This is a genomic window from Candidatus Manganitrophus noduliformans, assembly GCF_012184425.1.
GTDB classification, from domain to species: Bacteria; Nitrospirota; Nitrospiria; order SBBL01; family Manganitrophaceae; genus Manganitrophus; species Manganitrophus noduliformans.
In genome coordinates this window covers 14,625-33,980 of record NZ_VTOW01000001.1, presented here as the reverse complement: position 1 = coordinate 33,980, position 19,356 = coordinate 14,625, and the positions used below count along the sequence as shown (strand labels likewise).

18 protein-coding genes are annotated in these 19,356 nt (G+C 57.7%); 6 read left to right on the top strand and 12 right to left on the bottom strand.

Annotated features, from left to right (window positions below; genetic code table 11):
* Nucleotides 1-12: 12 nt before the first annotated feature.
* The 6 genes from MNODULE_RS00130 to MNODULE_RS00105 form a co-directional block, all read right to left on the bottom strand.
* Nucleotides 13-588: a regulatory protein RecX gene (locus MNODULE_RS00130; RefSeq protein ID WP_168057476.1), complete on the bottom strand. Its 576-nt coding sequence runs from the start codon at nt 586-588 to the stop codon at nt 13-15.
* Nucleotides 557-1,696, bottom strand: coding sequence for a type IV pilus twitching motility protein PilT (locus tag MNODULE_RS00125; RefSeq protein ID WP_168057474.1), 1,140 nt, complete (start codon nt 1,694-1,696; stop codon nt 557-559). The genes MNODULE_RS00130 and MNODULE_RS00125 overlap by 32 nt, the downstream gene beginning before the upstream one ends.
* A 209-nt stretch (nt 1,697-1,905) precedes the next feature.
* Nucleotides 1,906-2,991: a recombinase RecA gene (gene recA / locus MNODULE_RS00120; RefSeq protein ID WP_168057472.1), complete on the bottom strand. Its 1,086-nt coding sequence runs from the start codon at nt 2,989-2,991 to the stop codon at nt 1,906-1,908.
* Between the two features lie 43 nt (nt 2,992-3,034).
* Complete coding sequence (gene thpR, locus MNODULE_RS00115; protein WP_168057470.1) at nt 3,035-3,622, bottom strand: RNA 2',3'-cyclic phosphodiesterase; 588 nt, start codon at nt 3,620-3,622, stop codon at nt 3,035-3,037.
* A gap of 120 nt (nt 3,623-3,742) precedes the next feature.
* Nucleotides 3,743-4,246: a CinA family protein gene (locus MNODULE_RS00110; protein ID WP_168057468.1), complete on the bottom strand. Its 504-nt coding sequence runs from the start codon at nt 4,244-4,246 to the stop codon at nt 3,743-3,745.
* A gap of 10 nt (nt 4,247-4,256) precedes the next feature.
* The gene (locus tag MNODULE_RS00105; protein ID WP_168057466.1) at nt 4,257-4,790 is read right to left on the bottom strand and encodes a phosphatidylglycerophosphatase A family protein; all 534 of its coding nucleotides are present in this window, start codon (nt 4,788-4,790) and stop codon (nt 4,257-4,259) included.
* A 467-nt stretch (nt 4,791-5,257) separates the two neighbouring features.
* On the opposite strand from MNODULE_RS00105, the gene MNODULE_RS00100 reads away from it, so the two are divergent.
* The 4 genes from MNODULE_RS00100 to MNODULE_RS00085 all read left to right on the top strand — a co-directional run bounded on the left by MNODULE_RS00100 (nt 5,258) and on the right by MNODULE_RS00085 (nt 11,497).
* Nucleotides 5,258-6,247 (top strand): hypothetical protein, encoded by a 990-nt coding sequence (locus tag MNODULE_RS00100; protein WP_168057464.1) that lies wholly within the window; start codon nt 5,258-5,260, stop codon nt 6,245-6,247.
* On the top strand, nt 6,248-8,308 hold the full coding sequence (locus MNODULE_RS00095; RefSeq protein ID WP_168057462.1) for an AAA family ATPase: 2,061 nt from the start codon (nt 6,248-6,250) through the stop codon (nt 8,306-8,308).
* A gap of 70 nt (nt 8,309-8,378) precedes the next feature.
* Entirely contained in the window at nt 8,379-10,211 is a 1,833-nt protein-coding gene (locus MNODULE_RS00090) for an ATP-dependent helicase (protein WP_168057460.1), read from the top strand.
* 125 nt (nt 10,212-10,336) lie between these two features.
* On the top strand, nt 10,337-11,497 hold the full coding sequence (locus tag MNODULE_RS00085) for an NHL repeat-containing protein (RefSeq protein WP_168057458.1): 1,161 nt from the start codon (nt 10,337-10,339) through the stop codon (nt 11,495-11,497).
* A gap of 3 nt (nt 11,498-11,500) precedes the next feature.
* Here MNODULE_RS00085 and MNODULE_RS00080 read toward each other — a convergent pair whose 3' ends face one another.
* The 5 genes from MNODULE_RS00080 to MNODULE_RS00060 form a co-directional block, all read right to left on the bottom strand.
* Nucleotides 11,501-12,640: an HD domain-containing phosphohydrolase gene (locus MNODULE_RS00080; protein ID WP_168057456.1), complete on the bottom strand. Its 1,140-nt coding sequence runs from the start codon at nt 12,638-12,640 to the stop codon at nt 11,501-11,503.
* Nucleotides 12,641-12,856: 216 nt separating this feature from the next.
* On the bottom strand, nt 12,857-13,414 hold the full coding sequence (locus MNODULE_RS00075) for a YqgE/AlgH family protein (RefSeq protein ID WP_168057454.1): 558 nt from the start codon (nt 13,412-13,414) through the stop codon (nt 12,857-12,859).
* Nucleotides 13,415-13,492: 78 nt separating this feature from the next.
* Nucleotides 13,493-15,079, bottom strand: a complete 1,587-nt coding sequence (locus tag MNODULE_RS00070; RefSeq protein WP_168057452.1) for a glycoside hydrolase family 57 protein — start codon at nt 15,077-15,079, stop codon at nt 13,493-13,495.
* 105 nt (nt 15,080-15,184) lie between these two features.
* Nucleotides 15,185-15,928, bottom strand: coding sequence for a DUF4912 domain-containing protein (locus tag MNODULE_RS00065; RefSeq protein WP_168057450.1), 744 nt, complete (start codon nt 15,926-15,928; stop codon nt 15,185-15,187).
* A gap of 50 nt (nt 15,929-15,978) precedes the next feature.
* Nucleotides 15,979-17,895 carry an ATPase, T2SS/T4P/T4SS family gene (locus tag MNODULE_RS00060; RefSeq protein ID WP_168057448.1) on the bottom strand — a complete coding sequence of 639 codons (1,917 nt, stop codon included), beginning with the start codon at nt 17,893-17,895 and terminating at the stop codon, nt 15,979-15,981.
* Between the two features lie 70 nt (nt 17,896-17,965).
* Between MNODULE_RS00060 and MNODULE_RS00055 the strand changes: the two genes are divergently transcribed.
* Nucleotides 17,966-18,160, top strand: a complete 195-nt coding sequence (locus tag MNODULE_RS00055; protein WP_168057446.1) for a hypothetical protein — start codon at nt 17,966-17,968, stop codon at nt 18,158-18,160.
* Nucleotides 18,161-18,331: 171 nt separating this feature from the next.
* Nucleotides 18,332-18,670, top strand: a complete 339-nt coding sequence (locus MNODULE_RS00050; protein ID WP_168057444.1) for a PilZ domain-containing protein — start codon at nt 18,332-18,334, stop codon at nt 18,668-18,670.
* On the opposite strand, the gene MNODULE_RS00045 is transcribed toward MNODULE_RS00050, so the two are convergent.
* Complete coding sequence (locus MNODULE_RS00045) at nt 18,667-19,353, bottom strand: tetratricopeptide repeat protein (protein WP_168057442.1); 687 nt, start codon at nt 19,351-19,353, stop codon at nt 18,667-18,669. The two genes, MNODULE_RS00050 and MNODULE_RS00045, sit on opposite strands and share 4 nt — an antisense overlap.
* Between the last annotated feature and the right edge of the window lie 3 nt (nt 19,354-19,356).

The following is a 19,356-nucleotide window of genomic DNA, read 5'->3' as shown; positions in this document are numbered from 1 at the left end:
TCTTTCCCTATTCTATTCCGATGCCGGGTTTGCCATCATCTTAAATACTTTAAAAATCGTTTCCGTATTAAAACCTTTCCGCTGCAAAAAGGCATAGGCTTTCCGCCGGGTTTTCAAATCGTGGAGTAAAGAGGGGTCTTTGAGTCGCCGCCGGAGGGCCGCTTCCGCCTGCTCGACCAAGTCCCACTCCTCCGAGCGGCCTTCGATGGCGCGATCGGCTTCTTCCGAGGAGATTCCCTTCTCCAGAAGCTCTCTTTTTAAGCGGATCGGACCGAAATGGCGGTGTTCCGTGCGGAATCGGACCCACTGCCGGGCGAAGCGATCGTCATCGAGATAATTCGCCTCTTTCAGCGAGGCGATCACCTCCGCGATGATCTCTTCCGAATAGCCTTTCTCGGCGAGTTTGGTTTCGATCTCTTTGACGCTCCGATCCCGATAGGAAAGGAGCCGGTAGGCGGACTGTTTTGCACGATCGGCCGGGCGCGACGCTCCGGCCGTTTGACGCGCCTCTCTTTCGCCGCTTGGGGCCGCCGGCGCTTCGGCGCGTCGGGCGGGCCTAGAAGCGGTCGACCTGTAGCTTTCCGCCATCCGCTTGATCGTTCGATTCCTCCCAGCTCTCACTCGTCGACTGAATCCCCTTGACCTTCAGCGCGAAGTCTTCCGGATTGCTCGTCCACTTCAGCGCCTCTTCGTAGGAAATCAGTTGCTGTTTATAGAGATTATACAGCGACTGGTCGAAGGTTTGCATCCCATACTGCGTTCCTCCGACGGCGAGGACGTCATGAACCCGCCGCGTTTTTTCAGGATCGATGATCGCCTCCCGAATCGTCTGGGTGGCGACCAAAACCTCCACCGCAGGGACCCGCCCGCGTCCATCCGCTTTGGGGACCAGGCGCTGCGAAATGATTCCCCGAAGGACGGAGGCGAGCTGCAACCGGACCTGCTTCTGCTGATACGGCGGGAAGACCGAAATGATTCGATTGATCGTCTCGACCGCATCGAGCGTATGCAGGGTGCTCATCACCAGATGCCCGGTCTCGGCCGCCGTCAGGGCCGTCGAGATCGTCTCGAAGTCGCGCATCTCCCCCACCAGAATCACATCGGGGTCCTGACGCAGCGCGGAGCGCAAGGCGACGCTAAATGACTCGGTATCGTGGCCGATCTCCCGCTGGCTGACGATCCCCTTCTTGTCCCGGTGCAAAAACTCGATCGGGTCTTCGATCGTCATGATGTTGACCATCTGGTTCTGGTTGATGTAATCAACCATGGCGGCCAACGTGGTCGATTTTCCGCTCCCGGTGGTCCCGGTCACCAAGAGTAGACCGCGATGTTCCGACGCCAGCTTCTCGATCACCGGGGGGAGGAGCAGATCGTTGACGGAGAGGATCTTGGTCGGAATGACACGGAAGACCATTCCGATCGTCCCCCGCTGCTGAAAGACGTTGACGCGGAACCGCCCCAAGCCGGCCGCGCCGTAGCCGAAGTCGATCTCGCACCGCTCTTTGAACTTCTCCTTTTGCTGCGGGTTCATCACGGAAAAGGCGAGGCTGATCGCCTCTTCCTGTGTGATTTTCGGAAATTTCTCCAATGGAGCGAGCGATCCATGGACCCGGGCCATTGGGGCGACGCCGACCTTCAAATGAAGGTCGGACGAGCCTTTCTCCATCGCGGCCTTCAACAGCTCATCGATTTTCATATTTCCCCTCCAGAATGAGTTCACATCGAGAATCGATCTCCCTGATATCTCTGGTATATCAGCCGGAGACCTTCCGCCTGAAAGTTTACCATAGGGAATCGATTCTGGGGGCCGGAGGGCCCTCTTGGAAATCACCCGCGGGTATGTATGAAATGGAATGAGTCGCTCCCGGGAAGCCTCCTTCCCGGGAACATCTTTTCTTAAGCTTTTTAAGCTTTCACTTTGGTCCGCTCTGCGGCCAAGGCCGGTGCCGGGGCGACCGGCTCTTTCTTTCCGTTCGTCGGAAGGCCGCTCGCTTCCCGGATCGCCAGCTCGATCGTCGCTGTGGCGGCCGGATTCTCCTTCAGGTAATTGATCGATTGGTCCCGGCCCTGTCCCATCCGGTCTCCCTTGTAGGAATACCATGCCCCGCTCTTTTCGACGATCTTCTTTTCAACCCCCAGATCGAGGATCTCCCCCAGTTTGGAGACGCCGACATTGAAGAGAACGTCGAATTCGGCCTGCCGGAAGGGGGGAGCGATCTTGTTTTTGACGACCTTCACGCGAACGCGGTTTCCGGTCACCTCTTGGCCTTCTTTGATCGCCTCGATGCGTCGGATGTCGAGCCGGACCGAGGAGTAGAACTTCAGCGCATTTCCGCCGGTGGTCGTCTCCGGGTTTCCGAACATCACGCCGATTTTCATCCGGATCTGGTTAATGAAGATCACGGTGGTCTGTGACTTCGAGATCGCCGCGGTCAGCTTCCGAAGCGCCTGCGACATCAACCGGGCCTGCAAACCCATATGGGAGTCTCCCATCTCCCCCTCGATTTCGGCGCGGGGGACCAGGGCGGCCACGGAGTCGATCACGATGATGTCGAGGGCGCCGCTCCGAACGAGGGTCTCCGCGATCTCCAATGCCTGCTCTCCCGTGTCGGGCTGAGAGACAAGGAGGTCATCCACCTTCACCCCCAGGCGTCCGGCGTAGTGAATGTCGAGGGCATGCTCCGCATCGATAAACGCGGCGGCCCCTCCCGCCTTTTGCGCCTCGGCAATGGCATGAAGGGAGAGGGTCGTCTTTCCGGACGACTCCGGTCCGAAGATCTCGATGACCCGTCCGCGGGGAAGCCCCCCCACGCCGAGGGCGATATCGAGCCCCAGCGACCCGCTCGAGATCACCGGAACGTTGGCCGCAATCTCGTCGGCCCCCAATTTCATGATCGCCCCCTTGCCGAACTGCTTCTCGATCTGCGACATTGCCAGCTCAAGCGCTTTTCCCCGGTGGCTCTCTCTCTCCTTTAATTCTCGCTCTCCCATGTTTTCTCCTTGATAAAGTAAGTGATCTATCTTATCAAACTTATCAAAACCCGATGACCCGTTCTCGGGGGGCTCCCCCCAGTGTTGTGGTAAACAGCGGGGTATAAATCGATCCTTCCGGCCTCATCCGGCTTTCCATCAGGGTGACGCTCTCCATTTCACAACGCCCGATTTGGAGCCCGTTTCCCTCCGCGACCCAGCGTGTAAAGGTTTCGGGGACCGGCCCTTTGATTCGGCCCAACGTGAGATGCGGCCGATAGGGGCGGGTCTCGATGGAAAATCCCAACGCCGCCATCCGCGCCGAGAGATTCTGCTGCAAGGCAAGGAGCGGCGGCTCATTCGAGACGCCGGCCCAGAAGACCTTAGGGGAGGAGGGTTTCGGAAAGACCCCTAACCCGGTGATCTGGGTGGAGAAGGGCGCCGCCTCACGGGCCGACTCCCGAATCTGTGCTTCAATTCTCGGCTGCAGGGTCGGGTCGGTCCAACCCAAAAAGAAGAGGGTCAGATGAATCTGTTCCGGATCGACCCAGCGAATGGAAGAAGCCTTTTGCCGGCCGATCTCTTCCAGCGCCTTGCAGCGCTTTCGTATTTCTTCCGAGATCGGCAAGGCAATAAAAAGACGAATTCTCATATCGGGGTTCTGATTTTCGATCCCCTCTTATACCATTTTTTTACTTTTTTTGAAAGAGAGGCGGGGATGACAAATGCGGAATGCGAAGCAGAAAAAGGGGATCAGGTCGGCCTTTGGGATTTAACCGCGGGTGAGATATCTTCTCACTTTCTCCAGCGCCGTCTGCGCCGCCTCGGCCTGGATCGTTTCTCGATCGCCGTGAAATTGGAACCGCTCGGGAATGGTTTTGCGGCCATCCGAGAGGGCGATATAGACCAACCCGACCGGCTTCTGAGGACTTCCCCCGTCCGGCCCCGCGATCCCGGTGACCGAGAGACCGAGATCGACCCCCGCCTTTTTCCGGATTCCTTCGGCCATCGCGGCGGCCACTTCGGCGCTGACCGCCCCCTTCTCTGCCAGAAGGGCGTTCGGGACCCCCAGCAGCCTCTCTTTAGACCGGTTGCTGTAGGTGACGCAGGCCGAATCGAAATAGCGCGAACTGCCGGGGATACGGGTCATCCGGGCGGCGATCCCCCCTCCGGTGCACGACTCGGCGATCGCCAGCCATTTTTTCTGCTGCAAGAGAAGTTTCCCTACGATCTCTTCCAGGGTCTCTCCCTCCCGGTTGTCGTCGCCGTTTTCCATCGACCTTCCCTCAATGGTTGAGGATGAGCGCAATCAGTTGAATGAAGACGACAGCGTAGGCCCCCGCCAGAAGGTCGTCCGCCATGACCCCCCACCCCCCCGGAAGCCGCTCGAACTGCTGGCAAGGGGGTGGCTTGAAGATATCAAAAACGCGAAAGGCCAAGAGACCGGCGAACCACCATCCGACCGACGGGGGAATCAGAAAAAGGACCCCCATCATCGTCACAATCTCGTCGATCACAATTTCGGATGCATCTTTTTTCTGAAAGAACGGTTCGGATAAACCGGCCGTATGGACCCCTAAAAAGATGAATGCGATGAGGGTGAACAAATAGAGAACCGGCGGGAGGGAGCGAAGGGCGAGAAAGAAGCAGAAACCGAGGAGGCTGCCGAGGGTTCCCGGCATAAGGGGGAAGTAGCCGACGCCGAAGCCGGTTGCAATCCAGCGCGCCCATTTTGGAGAGGGAGCTCGATCCGAGGCTTTCTCGTCCGTTTTTGAGAAGGGGTCTTGTTCGGAGCGCGCCTCCTTTTGTTTTGTCTTCATCACTCGAACGAGACCCTCGCCGCAGGTTTGGGTGATATTTAGAAAATGTTGAAAAACAGTAACATTCGGGCATTTTCATGTCAAGAGAATCGGCCCGGTTCAAGAGGGAAAACCCCTTCGGCTCCGTTGACATTGAGGTCTTAAAATGTTATAAACAGAAGCGTTTTAGGTAAGAACGGAGTGAGGTTTTAAGACTGGTTTTTGCTTTTTGAATTTGATTTTGTAAGCTCCTTCTCGTTGTCCTGTTTTTCCGTCTGTTTTCCTCTCAGGATCTTCCAGCCTCTTTGCATCTCCTGATCCTCCCGCGGGCGCTTGTTTCGCGCCGTCGCTCCGTTTGATTGCGTATTAAATGTGTGACAGGAGCGGTCTTCACGAGACATTGGAAAAAAGTCTCGCTGAGCCGCGGGTTGATGATCATTGCATCCTGCGATTAGAGATCAACGCATTGCAGGAGAGAAGGAGAAAAAATGAGTATTCCTACCGCTAAGAAAGATTCGTTTGAAACCCTCCAGAAAGAAAACCAAGCGCTCCGAAATCAGAACGTCGCCCTCCTCGGCGACGGAGAAGTTTTTATCCGCCGGGACGCCTCCGGGATCATGCGCGCTTGCAAGATGCCGGTCTCCCTTTCCGAACGCAACAAAGAGATCCAGCGGATCGGTGAGCACTGGATGATCACGTCGGCCGGCGCCGATAAACTCAACCAACTTCCCGGCCTGAACATCATGACCCCTCCTTCGGTCGTCGTCGACGGGAAGGAGGTCTCCAACCCCTACATCGAACGGCACCCCAAGACGCGGGCGATCCAGTCGGTCTATGTCCGGAAGATCATCTTCGGTCCGAACCCGATCGGGAACATGGTCGGCGTCGACTACACCCTCTTTTTCAACGTCTACACTTACTTTCTCCAGGACCTTCAGGTGAAGGTCCGGCGCTATCCGGTCTGCGGGACCTATGGGATGAAGGAGAAGCCGCCCGCTTCCCTCTCCCCCGATCGTCCCGGACGGGCGCTGGTCTTCTTTGAAATTGAAGATCCGGTCGGCCTCTGGGTCGACCTCTCGCATGGGGAGATCCAGGAGGTTTTCAACCAGCATGTCAGCCGGCAAAAATTCGGCGACCGCCACGCACAGTCGATCTGCACCCGAAACGCGCTGCTGAAACATCCGGCGATCGCGGCCAAGACGGTCGAGGTCCACAACGGCGTCGCCAAGATCACGGTCTACGGCTTCAAGCACGATTTCGATTTCAAGAAGTTCGCCGAGCTCGGCGAGAAGATCGAAAAAGGCCAGACCGATCCGAGAGAGGTCCAGGTCGAGCGGGCGGCCGAAGAGGCGCGGTTCGAAGAGGTCAGCATGGAAGGGGCGCTGGAGGGAGACGAATACGGCGCCGTTCCGATGGAAGATCAGGAACGGATAGCGAGTTCGTCCAAACCGGCCGAGAATCCCGCCAAGGAGGGATAAATGTCGAAGCTGGCGCGTCTTCGTCTTCATAACTTTAAGGGGAAGCGGTCCGAGTGGGCGATCGCTCCCAAGATGCTCCTGGTCGGACCGAACGGGGCCGGCAAGAGCGCCTTGCTCCAGGCGGTCATGGTCGGCATTCTCGGCTATGAGCCGCGCCTGGGCCGCACCCCGGCTTCGGTCGTCCAGCTTGCCTCCGGCCGGGAGATGTCGGTGGAGATCGAGACCGACGCAAAATTTATCCTTCACCGAACCTTTAAGCTCAGCCGGGGGGCGGTCTCGACCTCGGTTTGGGTTTCGCCCCATCAAGGGGAGAAGAATCTGGCCGACGCCCATCGGCGCATCGCCGAAGAAGTGGGTGATTTTGCCGTTTCTTTCGATCTCAATGCGTTTCTCTCCCTCTCCGATGCGAAGAAGCGGGCGTTTCTCTTCGGGCTCTCGCCGACGAAGGGGCTCGGGTGGGACAAGCCCCATCTCAAGAGCCGGCTGATCCAAGCGGTCCGCGCGCCTGTCAGCTCCCTCACACTGCACGCCTGGATCGACAAGGCATTCGCCCTCTGGACGGAGGGCCACGATCTTCAGTCGAACTTCGATCGAATGCTGATCTATCTCAAAAAAGAGCTCTCCCTCTGGTCCCTCCGAAAGAAGGAAGGAATCGCTGCGGCGCGCCGGATGCTTCACACCCGAAATCAGGAGCCGTTCGTTCCTTCCGAAGCGGCACGGACCACTCAACGGGAGATCGAAGAGATTCAAGAACGGATCATCCTCATCCGGGAAGAGCTGGCCAAGGATGAGGCGCGTCGAAAATCGGCGGAAGCGCGGGGAAGAGAGATCGAAGGATTACGGTCCCGTTTGATTGAGCGGGAGGCCGCCGCGGCCTCCGTTGAGAAGATCCGAGCGCAGATCGCCGAATTGCGGAGCCGGTCGTTTGATCGCGCGCCGATGCAAGCGGAAAGAGACCAGGTCGAGCAGGCGACCGCCGCCCTCTTTGGCGAGATCGAGCAGGAGGAGAAGCGGCTGAATGCGCTGAAGATCGCATTGGAGATGGAGAAGAAAGGGCTCGATCGCGCTGAATCAATTCATGGGACCTGTCCTGTGGTTGAAGGGATTGGCTGTCCGGTCGACTTCACCCCGGTGATTACGCAGGGACGGGATCGACTCTCCTCGCAGGAGATGACGATCTGCGAGATCGAGTCGTTGCAATCGATGCGATGGCAGCGCTACCGGGGATTGCAGGAGAGCCTCGGACCCCTTCAGGCGCGCGCTCTGTCGCTGGATCGGGAAGAACGCGAAACGCAAAAGCAGATCGCCGTCTGGGAAGAGATGCTTCAGCGCGCCGGCCAAGGGGAGGAGAAGCAGGCGGAACTGATAGCGGCCTTGGCCCGGCTGGAGGCGGAAGAGGCGGGCGACGGCGGTTATGCCGATCCGGCCGATCTGATTCTCCAAAAAGAGGGGCTCGAGCGCCATCTGGAGGAGCTGAAGCGCCGTCTCGCCGAACAGGAGGAGCGGCGCTCCCTCTGGATCGCCTACCAGCAGAACCAAGTCGATCTGAAAAAGGCCGACGCGAACGTCGAGGCGCTGAAACAGCTGATCGTGGCCCTCGGCCCGAAGGGGCTTCAGGGGGAGATGATCAAGGAGATGATCCGGCCCTTCTCGAAGATCGTCAATGATCTGCTCCACGCGATCGATCCTGAAAAAGAGTTGACCTTCCGCTTTCAGGATGTTCGGGGAAACGAAATCTTCGAGATGGGGTGGAAGCGGGGCGAGCATTTCATCCCGTTTGAAGCCCTCTCGACGGGCGAGCGGGTGCTCTTCTCCGCCGCGCTGATGACGGCGTTGATTCTCTTCCGTGAGCCGCGCTGCCGGTTGTTGCTGGTCGATAATCTCGAGAGCGTCGACCTTCACCACCGCCGGCGGTTCATCGAGGCGCTCTGTGCCTTCGTCGATGAAGGACACCTCGATCATTTCATTGTCGCGGGGGTGGAAGGAATTCCGCCGGGAGATGCCGCTCGCCTCGGAGTGAAGATGATCCAGATGGCCGACTCGGCAATGGCTTCGGCTTAATCAATCGGCCGGGTTTGCGTAGGGGCGACGCATGCGTCGCCCCTACAATCACATTTCATGGAAAGCGAATATGAAATTAATCGAAAATCTCAATGAAGCACAGCGCCGGGCGGTGGAGAGCCGCGCACAGGTGATCCTCGTGAATGCCGGCGCCGGAAGCGGGAAGACGGCGGTCTTAAGCCTCCGGTTGGTCCGGCTCCTGAAAGAGGGAATCTCCCCTTGGAATATGCTGGCGCTGACGTTTACGCGCCATGCGGCGGGCGAGATGCGCCGCCGCATCGAGGCAGAGGTCGGGGAGCAGCGCAAGTTGAGCCTTTTGACCTTCCATGCCTTTGCCGCTTCCCTGCTGGAGCGGTGGGGAGAAATTCTCGGCTATCGAAAGAACTTCTCCATCTACGATCAATCCGACCAGGTGGAGCTGCTCCGCGAAATTCTCGACGAGCTGGGGATCAAACGCGACCCGGCGGACGTGGTCCGGGCGTTCCAGACCGGCCGGTTCTTCCAAAGCGATCCCCTTTTTCGCGAGTACCAGCGCCGGCTGAAGGAGGGAAACGCTTTCGATTATCGCGGACTGTTGCAGTCGGCCAACCTTCTCCTTCGCGAGCACCCCGCCGTCCGCGAGAGCTATCAATCGCGCTTCAGCCATCTTTTGGTCGATGAAGTGCAGGATACCGATTCGGATCAGTGGGAGATGATCAATCTGCTGCGGCCGTCGCATCTTTTTATGGCGGGGGACGATTATCAGAGCATCTACCGGTTTCGCGGGGCGAATATCGACCACATCCTCTCCTTCCCGAAAATGGTCCCAGAGGTGGAGGTCATTCGTCTTGAGCAGAACTATCGATCGACCGGTCCGATCGTCGAGGCGGCCAATCGCCTGATCGCCCACAATCGATATCAGCTCGAAAAGCGGCTTCGGACCGATTGGGCCGGATCGGTCGCCGTCTCCGTGATGCAGGCCGACACCCCGGAGAAAGAGGCGGAGGCGGTGGCGACGATCATCAAACGCGATTATGGAAAGGCGGAGTGCCGTCCTTCCGAGATGGCGATCCTCTATCGGACCCACGCGCAGGCAATTCCACTCGCCAGGGCGCTCCAGCTTCGAAAGATCCCCTATCAGGTGGTGACCTCCTCCTTCTGGGAGAAAGAAGAGGTCCGGCACCTCTTGAGCTTCTTGATTATCCTCCACAACCCGGGGGATGATTACCATTTAAAGAAGATCCTTCCGAAGGAGCGTTATTCACCGGAGGTTCTCTCCTCGCTCAACCTCGAAGCGGCCCGCGCCGAGCGGCCTCTCTTCGATCTGCTTCCCTCGTCCTGGTTCAAAGAGCATCTTCTCGATCTTCAGGAGAAGCTCTCGAAGGGAGCGTATCCGACCGTTTTGGATCTGGCGAAGGAGGTCGATCGCCGGTTTCAGTTCTCCGAGCGATACCGAAAAGAGGGTTATCCGCTGAAGGAGGCCCATCTTCTGAAGCTCTTCGAGAAGATGGGCCGTTGGCAGGGGGAGAATCAGGAAGACCACTCGCTCTCCGCCTTTCTGCGGTGGCAGTTTACCCGATCGGTCCAAGACGAGTTGCGGGATGAAGAGGACTCCGTGAAGCTGCTGACGATCCACGCCGCCAAGGGATTGGAATGGCCGACCGTCTTTCTCTGCGGTCTCGAACAGGGGCTCTTCCCGCTCCGGCCGGCGTTGTCCTCGGAAGAAGAATTAGAGGAAGAGCGGCGGTTGATGTATGTGGCGATTACCCGCGCGAAGGAACGCCTCTACCTCCTCTGGTCGAAGGAGCGGACCCGTTTCGGGCGGCCGGTTCGAAACAGGCCGAGCCAATTTCTCACCGAAATGATCGGAACGATCCCATCTCCTCAATCGGGTTCCGGGTCCGCTTCCCACCTCGCCGATTAGGATGGGGACTGTAGGGGCGAGGCGGTGCCTCGCCCACCCCCCCACAAGAACGATCCAATTATTTGAACGTTTCCCTTGCGCGATCCTGTCTCCATCTCATAGAATGATCTATGAGTGAGGAGATCATGAAGCGACCCCTCTTTTTAATCGTATCTCTTTTCTTTCTCTTCTCGGCATGCGCTTATTTCCCTTTCCCCGAAGGGGCGATTCCCGCCTCGATGCCGGGTCGGAAGACATTTCAGGGAAGCCCCGAAAAAATCGTTTCGATTGTGGCGGGGTCGGGTCAGCGCGGTCTTCAAGACGGGCCGGCGTCGCTGGCGCGATTCGCCTGGCCGACCGGGATTGCGGTCAACCGGCGGGGCGACCGGTTCGTCGCCGATTATGACAACCATGTCATCCGGAAGATCGACCGCTTCGGTTGGGTGACGACTTTTGCGGGACAGGGGGTTCCCGGCTTCGCCGATGGGAAGGGAAGAGAGGCGCTCTTTCACGGTCCCGATACGCTCGCGATGGATGGAGACGACAACCTCTATGTGGCCGACACCGACAATTTCCGGATCCGAAAAATCACGCCGGATGGGGTCGTTTCAACGGTTGCCGGGAGCGGAAGGCAGGGCAATAAAGAGGGAGCGGCCGAGGAGGCGGAGTTTGTCTATCCAACCGGCGTGGCGGTGGCCCCGGACGGAAGCCTCTATGTGGCCGATCGGGGGGCGCATCGAATCAAACGGGTCACCCCGACGGGAATCGTCATGATCGTCGCCGGGACCGGCGAGCAAGGATATCACGACAGCCTCGCCTACTTTTCAAAATTCAATCAACCGATGACGGTGGCGGCCGACAACGGCGGGAATGTATATGTCGCCGATGCAGGATCGCACACAATCCGGCGGATCGGCTCGGACGGCAACGTCATGACGGTGGCCGGATCGGGGGAGCCGGGAGATCGGGACGGGCTTCGAGAGGAGGCGCAGTTTTACTGGCCGACCGGCGTGAGTGTCGATATCGAGGGAAACCTGATTGTCTCGGACAGCAAGAACCATCGCATCCGGAAGATCCTCCTTCCTCAGGGGCGGGTGAGCACGTTGGCGGGGAGCGGTCAGCCGGGCGATATCGATGGGATGGGGCTTTCAGCCGGATTCGACTTTCCGACGGGAATCGGGATCGACCCGGCGGGGAATATCTACATCGCCGATTCCGCAAACCATCGCATTCGCGCGATCCATCCGGGAATTCTCCGGGTGGGGGACCACGCTTGGGAAGTCGGTTCGCGGTTCGCCGAGCGATGAAATTTAAAGATCGGCAAAGAGGGCCGACTTGAGGAGGATCCGGTCGTGCTCCTCCTCGATCGTTTCGATCAGCGCCTTCACGACTTTCGGATCGAACTGAATTCCCGAGCAGTGATTGAGCTCCGCCGTCGCCTCTTCCAGAGAGAGAACCTTCCTGTATTCATAAGGGTAATCGGAAACCATCGCATCGAATGCGTCGGCCACGGCCACGATCCGCGCCAGGAGGGGGATGTCTTCTCCGCCGATGCCGTCGGGGTATCCTTTCCCGATGTAATACTCGTGGTGATGCCGGATCAAGGCGAGTACGTTCGGGGAAAGGTTTAGCGGGGCGACGAGATTCACGCCGATTTCGGGATGTCTTTTGATCGCCTCCATCTCCTCGGAGGTATACTCTCCCTTTTTCTGGACCACCTGCGGGTCGATGCCGAGCTTGCCGATGTCGTGCATGTAGGCGCCGATCTGCAGCTCTTCTTTCTCCGAATCGGTCAGTCCGAGGCGTTGCGCGATCAGGTAGGAATAATAGTTGACCCGGCTCGAATGGCCGTAGGCGTACGGATCTCTTTTTTCAACGGTGTCGATGAGGGCCCGGATGAAGTCAAAATGGTTGACCCGCCGCTCCTCCTCGATTTCTTGCTCCGTTTTTTCGAACATCTTCTTGACCCCCTCGAGAAGGGAGCGATCTTGTTCGAGCAGCTTGATCCCTTGGGAGAGTTCTTTCTCGGCGCCGATCAATCCTCCGATCTGGATCAGGAACTCTTTTAATTGATCCATCTGCCGCTTCTTTCCGGCGGCCCGATTCACGGCGGTCAAAACGTCCCCCATGTTAAAGGGCTTCAGGAGATAGGAGGAGGCGCCTAAATGGAGCGCATCGAGCACTGTTTTGAACTCCCCGTAACCGGTGATGACGATGACCTCGATGTCTCCATGCATCTGTTTAATTTGGCGAAGGACATCGATTCCTTGCAGGTTGGGAAGCCGGAGGTCGAGCGTCACCACATCGACCGGTCTTTCCTTCAGCTGGGCCAATCCCTTTTCTCCCGAATCGACGGTGAGAACATCGAAGTAAGGGGAAAGGATCATTTCGAGCGATTTTCTCGGGCCGAGCTGATCTTCAATGATCAAAATCTGAGGACGTTTTGCCATCTCGTTCCTCCTGGAAAAAGTGTTCAATCGTTCCGGTTCCTATCCCTTCTTAGAGCAAATCCCAGACCGTCTTGATCTTTTGTAAAGAAGCGAGATCGGTCTGGATTTTCTCCAAAAGTTAATGAAAATCTGCACACTTTTGTTCCGCGGGTGTGGAGCCGGCGACAGGGTTCTACAAGGTGGTATGATGGGGTAGCGAAAAGAAGTAAGGTGGGGTTAATTTAGGTTTGGATCGAACGGCATCGTTGCATAAAAGGCCCATTCGGGACCGAACCGGCGCATCATTTGCGGCCAAATGAGGGTCGGGTCGGCGTCAAAGATCAGCGCTGCATCGGCCGGGAGGGTCCGCCAGGCGCCCGAGGACATCTCCCCTTCCAATTGGCCGGGCGCCCAACCGGCATATCCCAAGCAACAACGGATCTCTCCGTCGGGGCCGAGCGCTCCCGGCGTTTTCAGCTCGTCCAAATCCTTGGCCAGGTAGACGTCCTCCAGGACGCTGTGATTTTCGAGCGTTGCATCGCCCCGGCAGAGTATCAACATTCCGTTTTTCGCCACGGGGCCGCCGGCGTAAACCCACTCGCCGCCGGCCAGCTTAGGAAAATCTTCGATCAACGTCGAGACCGCCACTTCCGTCGGGCGGTTGATGATCAATCCCAACGCCCCTTCCGGTCCATGCTCGCACATCAGGATCACCGACTGCCGGAAGTTGGGATCGTTAAGCATCGGCATTGCGATCAGCAATTTTCCCTTGAGCGTTTCTATCGCCTGTTCCATGAAATCTCCAGATCCGCGATCCACGCTGATACCCCTATCTTAACCGGACGATATTCTCTTCGCAAGCAGGGGGAACACCTAAGCGCCTGCATAAAGCCGATAGTCGATCTCCGGGAAGAGGTTGTCTTTTTCTTCGATCTCTTTGAGCGCAATTTCATGAATCCGCTCCGATGAAATCTCTTCATAGAGCCGGGTAAAGCGGGAGAGGTGATCGTAGGTTCGCTTGACGGCATACGGAACGGACGTTCCGGTCTTCATGATAAAAGCCCAGTCCGAAGCCTGCGCCAAGAGGAGCTCGCGGGCGGCTTGGCGCAGCGCTCGTTTCCGAAGGCCGTCCGCTTGGGGGAAGCGTCGGGCCAGCGAGACCATCCGATCGGCCGCTTGATGAAGGTGGCGATAAATCCAATCATTGCTCCCCTCCAGCCAGACCTCGTTGTATCCCTTCCATCCCCAGCTGCACATCGGCGGGGTCGCCACCTGATTCCTCGGATTCTCGCGAAGATACTCGGACGGTGTGGTGAGGCGGAAAATGTTCTGATCGTAGGCGCTTTTCCGAATGAAAAAGTCGATCCACTCCGGCCCTTCAAACCACCAATGCCCGAAGAGCTCGGCGTCGTAGGGGGCGACGATCACCGGCTTTCGCCCCATGGCGTCGTGGAGGTGCGCGATCTGGCGTTCCCGGTTGAACATGAAATTTCCCGCGTGCTCCGCCGCCCGGTCGATCGCCCATCCCCGGTGATACGGCTCCTTGTGGTCGGTTTTCCCGGTAATCCGGTGGTATTTGATTCCGGTTGAAATGCGGATGCCGCCGTCGTGGATGTAGGGCCGGACGTAGTCGAGATCGAGGTCAAAGCCGATGTCGCGATAGAAATCGCGGTAAACGAAATCTCCCGGGTAGCCCTCTTCCGCGCTCCAGACCTGTTTCGACGATTCGACGTCCCGTCCGAACGCCGCGACCTTCGCGGGGGTGTAGATCGGGGCGTAGAGGGCATATTTCGGACGGGGAACGGCGTGGAGGAGTCCATGCGAATCGACGATGAAATATTGAAGCCCGGAGGCGGCCAGGTGTTCTTCCAATCCGGGATAATAGCCGCACTCGGGAAGCCAGATCCCGCGGGGACGCCGGCCGAAGTGGCGTTCATATTCCCGCGCGCCGATCTCGACCTGCGCCCGCACAGCATTCGGATTGACCGCCATGAGCGGAAGAAATCCGTGCGTCGCCGCCGAGGTCATCAGCTCGACGGAGCCTTCTTCCTGGAAGGCGCGAAAGGCGGCGAGAAGATTCCGCCGGTATCGATCGTTGAAGACGGTCCGCGCTTCCCGGAACCGATCGAGATACATCCGGGCGGTCGAATGAAACTCCGGCTGGCTCCGCGTCCGATGCACCTCCTTCTCCGCAAGCTCGATCAGCCGCTCGATGTGCTCCAAATAACGCCGTTGCAGAAGCGGATCACTGAGCATGGCGGCCAAGGTCGGCGTGATCGAGAGGGTGATCCGAAACGGGACCCGATCGTTCAACAGTTTTTCAAAGATCGTAATGAACGGAATATACGTTTCGGTAATGGCCTCAAAGAGCCAATCCTCTTCGAGGAACTCCGGATATTCGGGGTGGCGCACAAAGGGAAGGTGTGAATGGAGAATGAGAGAGAGAGATCCTTTTTCCATGGGAACCTCCTAAATGCCGTGAGTCGTTAAGAGCCGTGAGGCGACAAAGAAGAGAACGTGAGGCGTGAGGGGTAAAAGCGCCTGACGCCTCACGCTTCACGTGTTTTAGCTTTTTCGGAGCAGTCCCGGAGAGAAGAGGCTTGAGATCGCCTCTCTTTCCTGCTCGAACGGCTCCAGCGGCAACCTTCTTCCTCCGTCGGAAACGAGCGCCCCCTCCGGCGACCACCACTCTTCATCGAACCGGTCGGAAGGGCCGGCCGGCGGGGTGTGGGCGCTGTTCGATCGGGCGATCGTTGCGAATGCGCCGGAACGGGACTTCATGCCGATATCGATCAAAAAATTCCGGTCGGGCTGGCCGACATCGACATACCAGTTTCCGATCCGGTGGTCGACGTCAATGTCCCAAAAATGGGTCAAATCGCTCCGCTCCGAAAGATCGTAAACTCGCAGGGCGAGGCGGCTTTCCGGATCGGCCAGTTTCCGATGGGTCTCTCCGATTCCTTCGTGGGTCACCTCCCAATAGCTGTAGATCCACCAGGGGTCGCGGACCAGGGCGACGACCTGATTGACGCCATATTCCATCGGAATCTCCGGATAAGTTGCAATGCCGACGCCAGTCCTTTCCTCTTGGGCTTCTCCCTCTCCGGCGTGTTCGGTCATCCTGCTTGCCGTGACCGCTTCTTTCTCCGTCAAGGGGGCGGGCTCCCTTTTTTCCGCCGGAGAAAGCGATTCCAGCAAAACGGAAACGATCTCGCTCTTACGCATGGAAGGGCGAAGGCGAATCGAATGGGTCTTGGCGAGAGAGCGAAGGGCGGCGATATTCTTTTTTTCAAGCTCTTGTCGATTCATGAAGACTCCTCACTTTTCACTGCATCGTACGAATCATCCGTTACGAAGGGTCATTCCTTATCCAGGGTGTCTGGGGTGATCCGGGGCGGCTCGGCGCGGCCCTGGGTGGCGTGACGGCAATACGGACAAGCGGTCCACTCGGGCTGAAGGAACTTACCGCAGGAAGCGCAGACATAGGGAGAGGCGCAGCCGCAGTGGGGGCAGATCAGATAATCGAGGTGAAGCGATCGGTGACACTGGGGACAAAGATTCCTAAAGGTCTCTTCCATCTCAACCACACGGATGACCTCCTCCGTCGTGGTGATCCCCTGTGCGACCTTCTGAAGGCCGTCTTCCTGCAAGGTGCGCATTCCGAAGGCGGCCGTCACGGCGCGGATCTCTTGCTCGGTTGCGCCGCTCGCGATCAGCTCCCTTAATTTGGTGGAGAGGGTGAAGAGCTCGAAAATGCCGCGCCGACCCGAGAAACCGGTGTAGTGGCAGGCGGCGCATCCTTTTTCTTGAAAGAAAGCGCCACCCGCCGGCGCTTCCACCCGGCATTGGAGGCAGAGCTTTCGGACCAGGCGTTGTGCAACGATGCCGACCACCGCGGAGGAGACGAGGTATCGCGGGATTCCGATATCAATCAGCCGGGTGATCGTCGAGACGGCGTCATTCGTATGGAGCGTGGAGAGAACCAGGTGGCCGGTCATCGCTGCGCGAAAGGCGATCTCCGCCGTCTCCAGATCGCGAATTTCGCCGATAAGAATAATGTTGGGGTCTTGACGGAGGATCGATCGAAGGGCGGCGGCGAAGGTGAGACCGATCTCCGAGTTGATCTGCACCTGGTTGACCCCTTCGATCGTGTATTCGGCCGGATCTTCGACCGTGGTCAGGTTTTTCGTTTCCGACTTCAATTCGTTGATGACGGCGTAGAGGGTGGTGGTCTTTCCGCTTCCGGTCGGGCCGGTCACCAGGATCATCCCTTTCTTTTTTTTGCTCATCTGGCGGATCAGATGAAGAGACTTCTCATCGAGTCCGATCTGATCGAGCTGAATCAAGATCCGTGCCTGGTCGAGGATGCGTAAGACGACCTTCTCGCCGTAGAGGGTCGGGAGGATCGAAACGCGGAGGTCGACTTCATGGCCCTCCACAACGACCCGGACCGCGCCGTCCTGGGGGAGGCGCCGTTCGGCGATGTCGAGCTTGGCCAAGATTTTGATCCGGGAGATCAGTGGGTTCTGAACCCACTTGGGAAGATGCATCTCATCTTTCAACAGACCGTCGATCCGGTAGCGCACCAGGCAATCTTTCGGCCCCGGCTCAAGATGAATGTCGCTCGCCTGGAGCTTGATCGCTTTGCTCAGGATCAGATTCGCCAATTGAATTACCGGGGCAAGACGGCTCTTCTCTTCGAGGGAGCGGGCCTCCGCATGGTGGAGGTTCCCCTCTTCCAACGATGAAACGACCTGAATCGATCCCTCTCCGAAATCTTTCGCGGAGGCCTCGACGATTTTCTCCACCGAGGTGGCGAGGCGGTAGTTCTGCTCGATGGTCTCCAAGATGGCTCTTCGCGTGGCGACGGCCGGATGGATCGCCATCCCCGCTTGGAATTGGAGGTCGTTGATCGATTCATAATCGAGCGGATCGACCATGGCGACCCTCAGCTTTTTGCTTTGAATCTCCAACGGCACGGCGAGGTGCCGTTTGGCGAGCGATTCGGGGATCAAAAGAAGAAGGGCCGGATCGATGGGGGTCCCCGTCGGCTCGATATAACTGAGATCGAGTTGGGCGGCAAGGGATTGGGCCATCTGTTTTTCTGAAATCATTTGCAGCGTAATGAGGATCTCGCCCAGCCGTTTCCCGATCTTCCGCTGTTCGTCCAAGGCCTGCCGGATGTGGTTTTGAGTGAGAAGGCCGTTTTCAACCAAGAGATCTCCCAATCTCTTTTTTGCGGCCTTCCGCTCACTTCCCTGAACTGCATTCTCCATCGGTCCACCTTTTGCTGAATATTGAGGTGCGCCGGGAACCGATAAAAGCTCCCGTCCGTCGAATGCCGAAATGAAAATGGTGCCGCCGACCTCGTCTGAAAATGAGGAGAGCCTCTTCCTCTCGGCCGATCGGCCGAACGGTTCTGAAGAGCGGAATAAAAAGTTGAGGGAAACGTCGATCGGGTTGTTACGCTCCATCCGGCCGGTTCGGGACGCGCCGTCGTTGAGGATGGAGAGGGCGGTGTTTCCAATGGCTTGGAGATGAATCGGTTCTTATTTTATCCGTTTGAAAATTCAAAAGTCAATCAATCGTGATTTTTCTCACTTCTTCCTCAGAGGACATCAGGATCGGCCATTCGATCTTCTGTAACGGTTCGACATGTAGAACCCCTGCAATCTCTTGACAAGGGAAGGGGGTTCCAGTAGTCTCTCCGCCATGCAAGAGAGAAGAAAGTCCCAACGAATCGGTTTTAATCTGAAGATCGCTCTGATACAGGAAGGGGGAGGTGTGATCGAGATCCTTCGTCCCAATATCGGTTGGGGAGGGATCGGAGGCTACACCCGAGATCCGGTTGAAGCAGGCAAGGGGATCGAGATTGAGGTTTTCTTCGAACAACGTTCGGGTGAGATGACTTCGGAGAAACTTTCAGGGAAAATCGTCTGGGCGCGCCGCGATGGGAATTTCAATGCGCTTGGGATTTCTTTTTCGGAAGTGAGCCGCGCGTCCCACCCCCGGCTTCTTTCATATCTTCAATACATCGATCAGGCTGATTAAGTCTGGTTACTGGCTTGTTCGACCCAGATATCACTCTGGCGTTGGCCGGCGTGTTCGATATATTCCGAGAACTCCTCTTCGTTTTTATCCGCCGCGAGGAATTGCCCGTAGTGACGGCGAGCCTCCGCTTTCCTCCCGAGCTTATCGAACGTCAGTCCCAGGTAGTAGTGAACGATGAACAGCTCGGGATTGAGTTGAAGCGCCTTCTCCCAGGCTTGAATCGACGCGAAGGCCCGGCCGGCCATGTAGTAGGCCGATCCAAGATTAAGATGCGTCTCGCTCCAGTCGGGATTTTGCCGAAGAACCTCTTCATATTCCCGAATCGAGTCGGACCAATTTCCTAAATGGAAGTGGGCGGAGGCGAGATTGTTTCTCGCTTCGCCGAACTGCGGCCGGATTTGGAGCGCCGTTCGATACTCCTCGACGGCCATTCGGTAGTTCTCTTCCTGGGCCCAGAACCACCCCTTCGAGAAATGACCGTAGGCGGAGTCGGGGGCCAGATCGATAATTTTTTCAAGGTTTGTCTTGTTCCGCTCGTAATCGTCGCTCTTCAGCGATTCTTGAAAGAGCGCCTCGACCTCCCTGTGCGTCCCCTCCGCCGGATTCTCGGCTCCCCATGCCGGGGAGATGGAGAGGAGGAGCGTCCAACCCAGTAAAAAACCACCAGATATAAACTGTTTCATCGC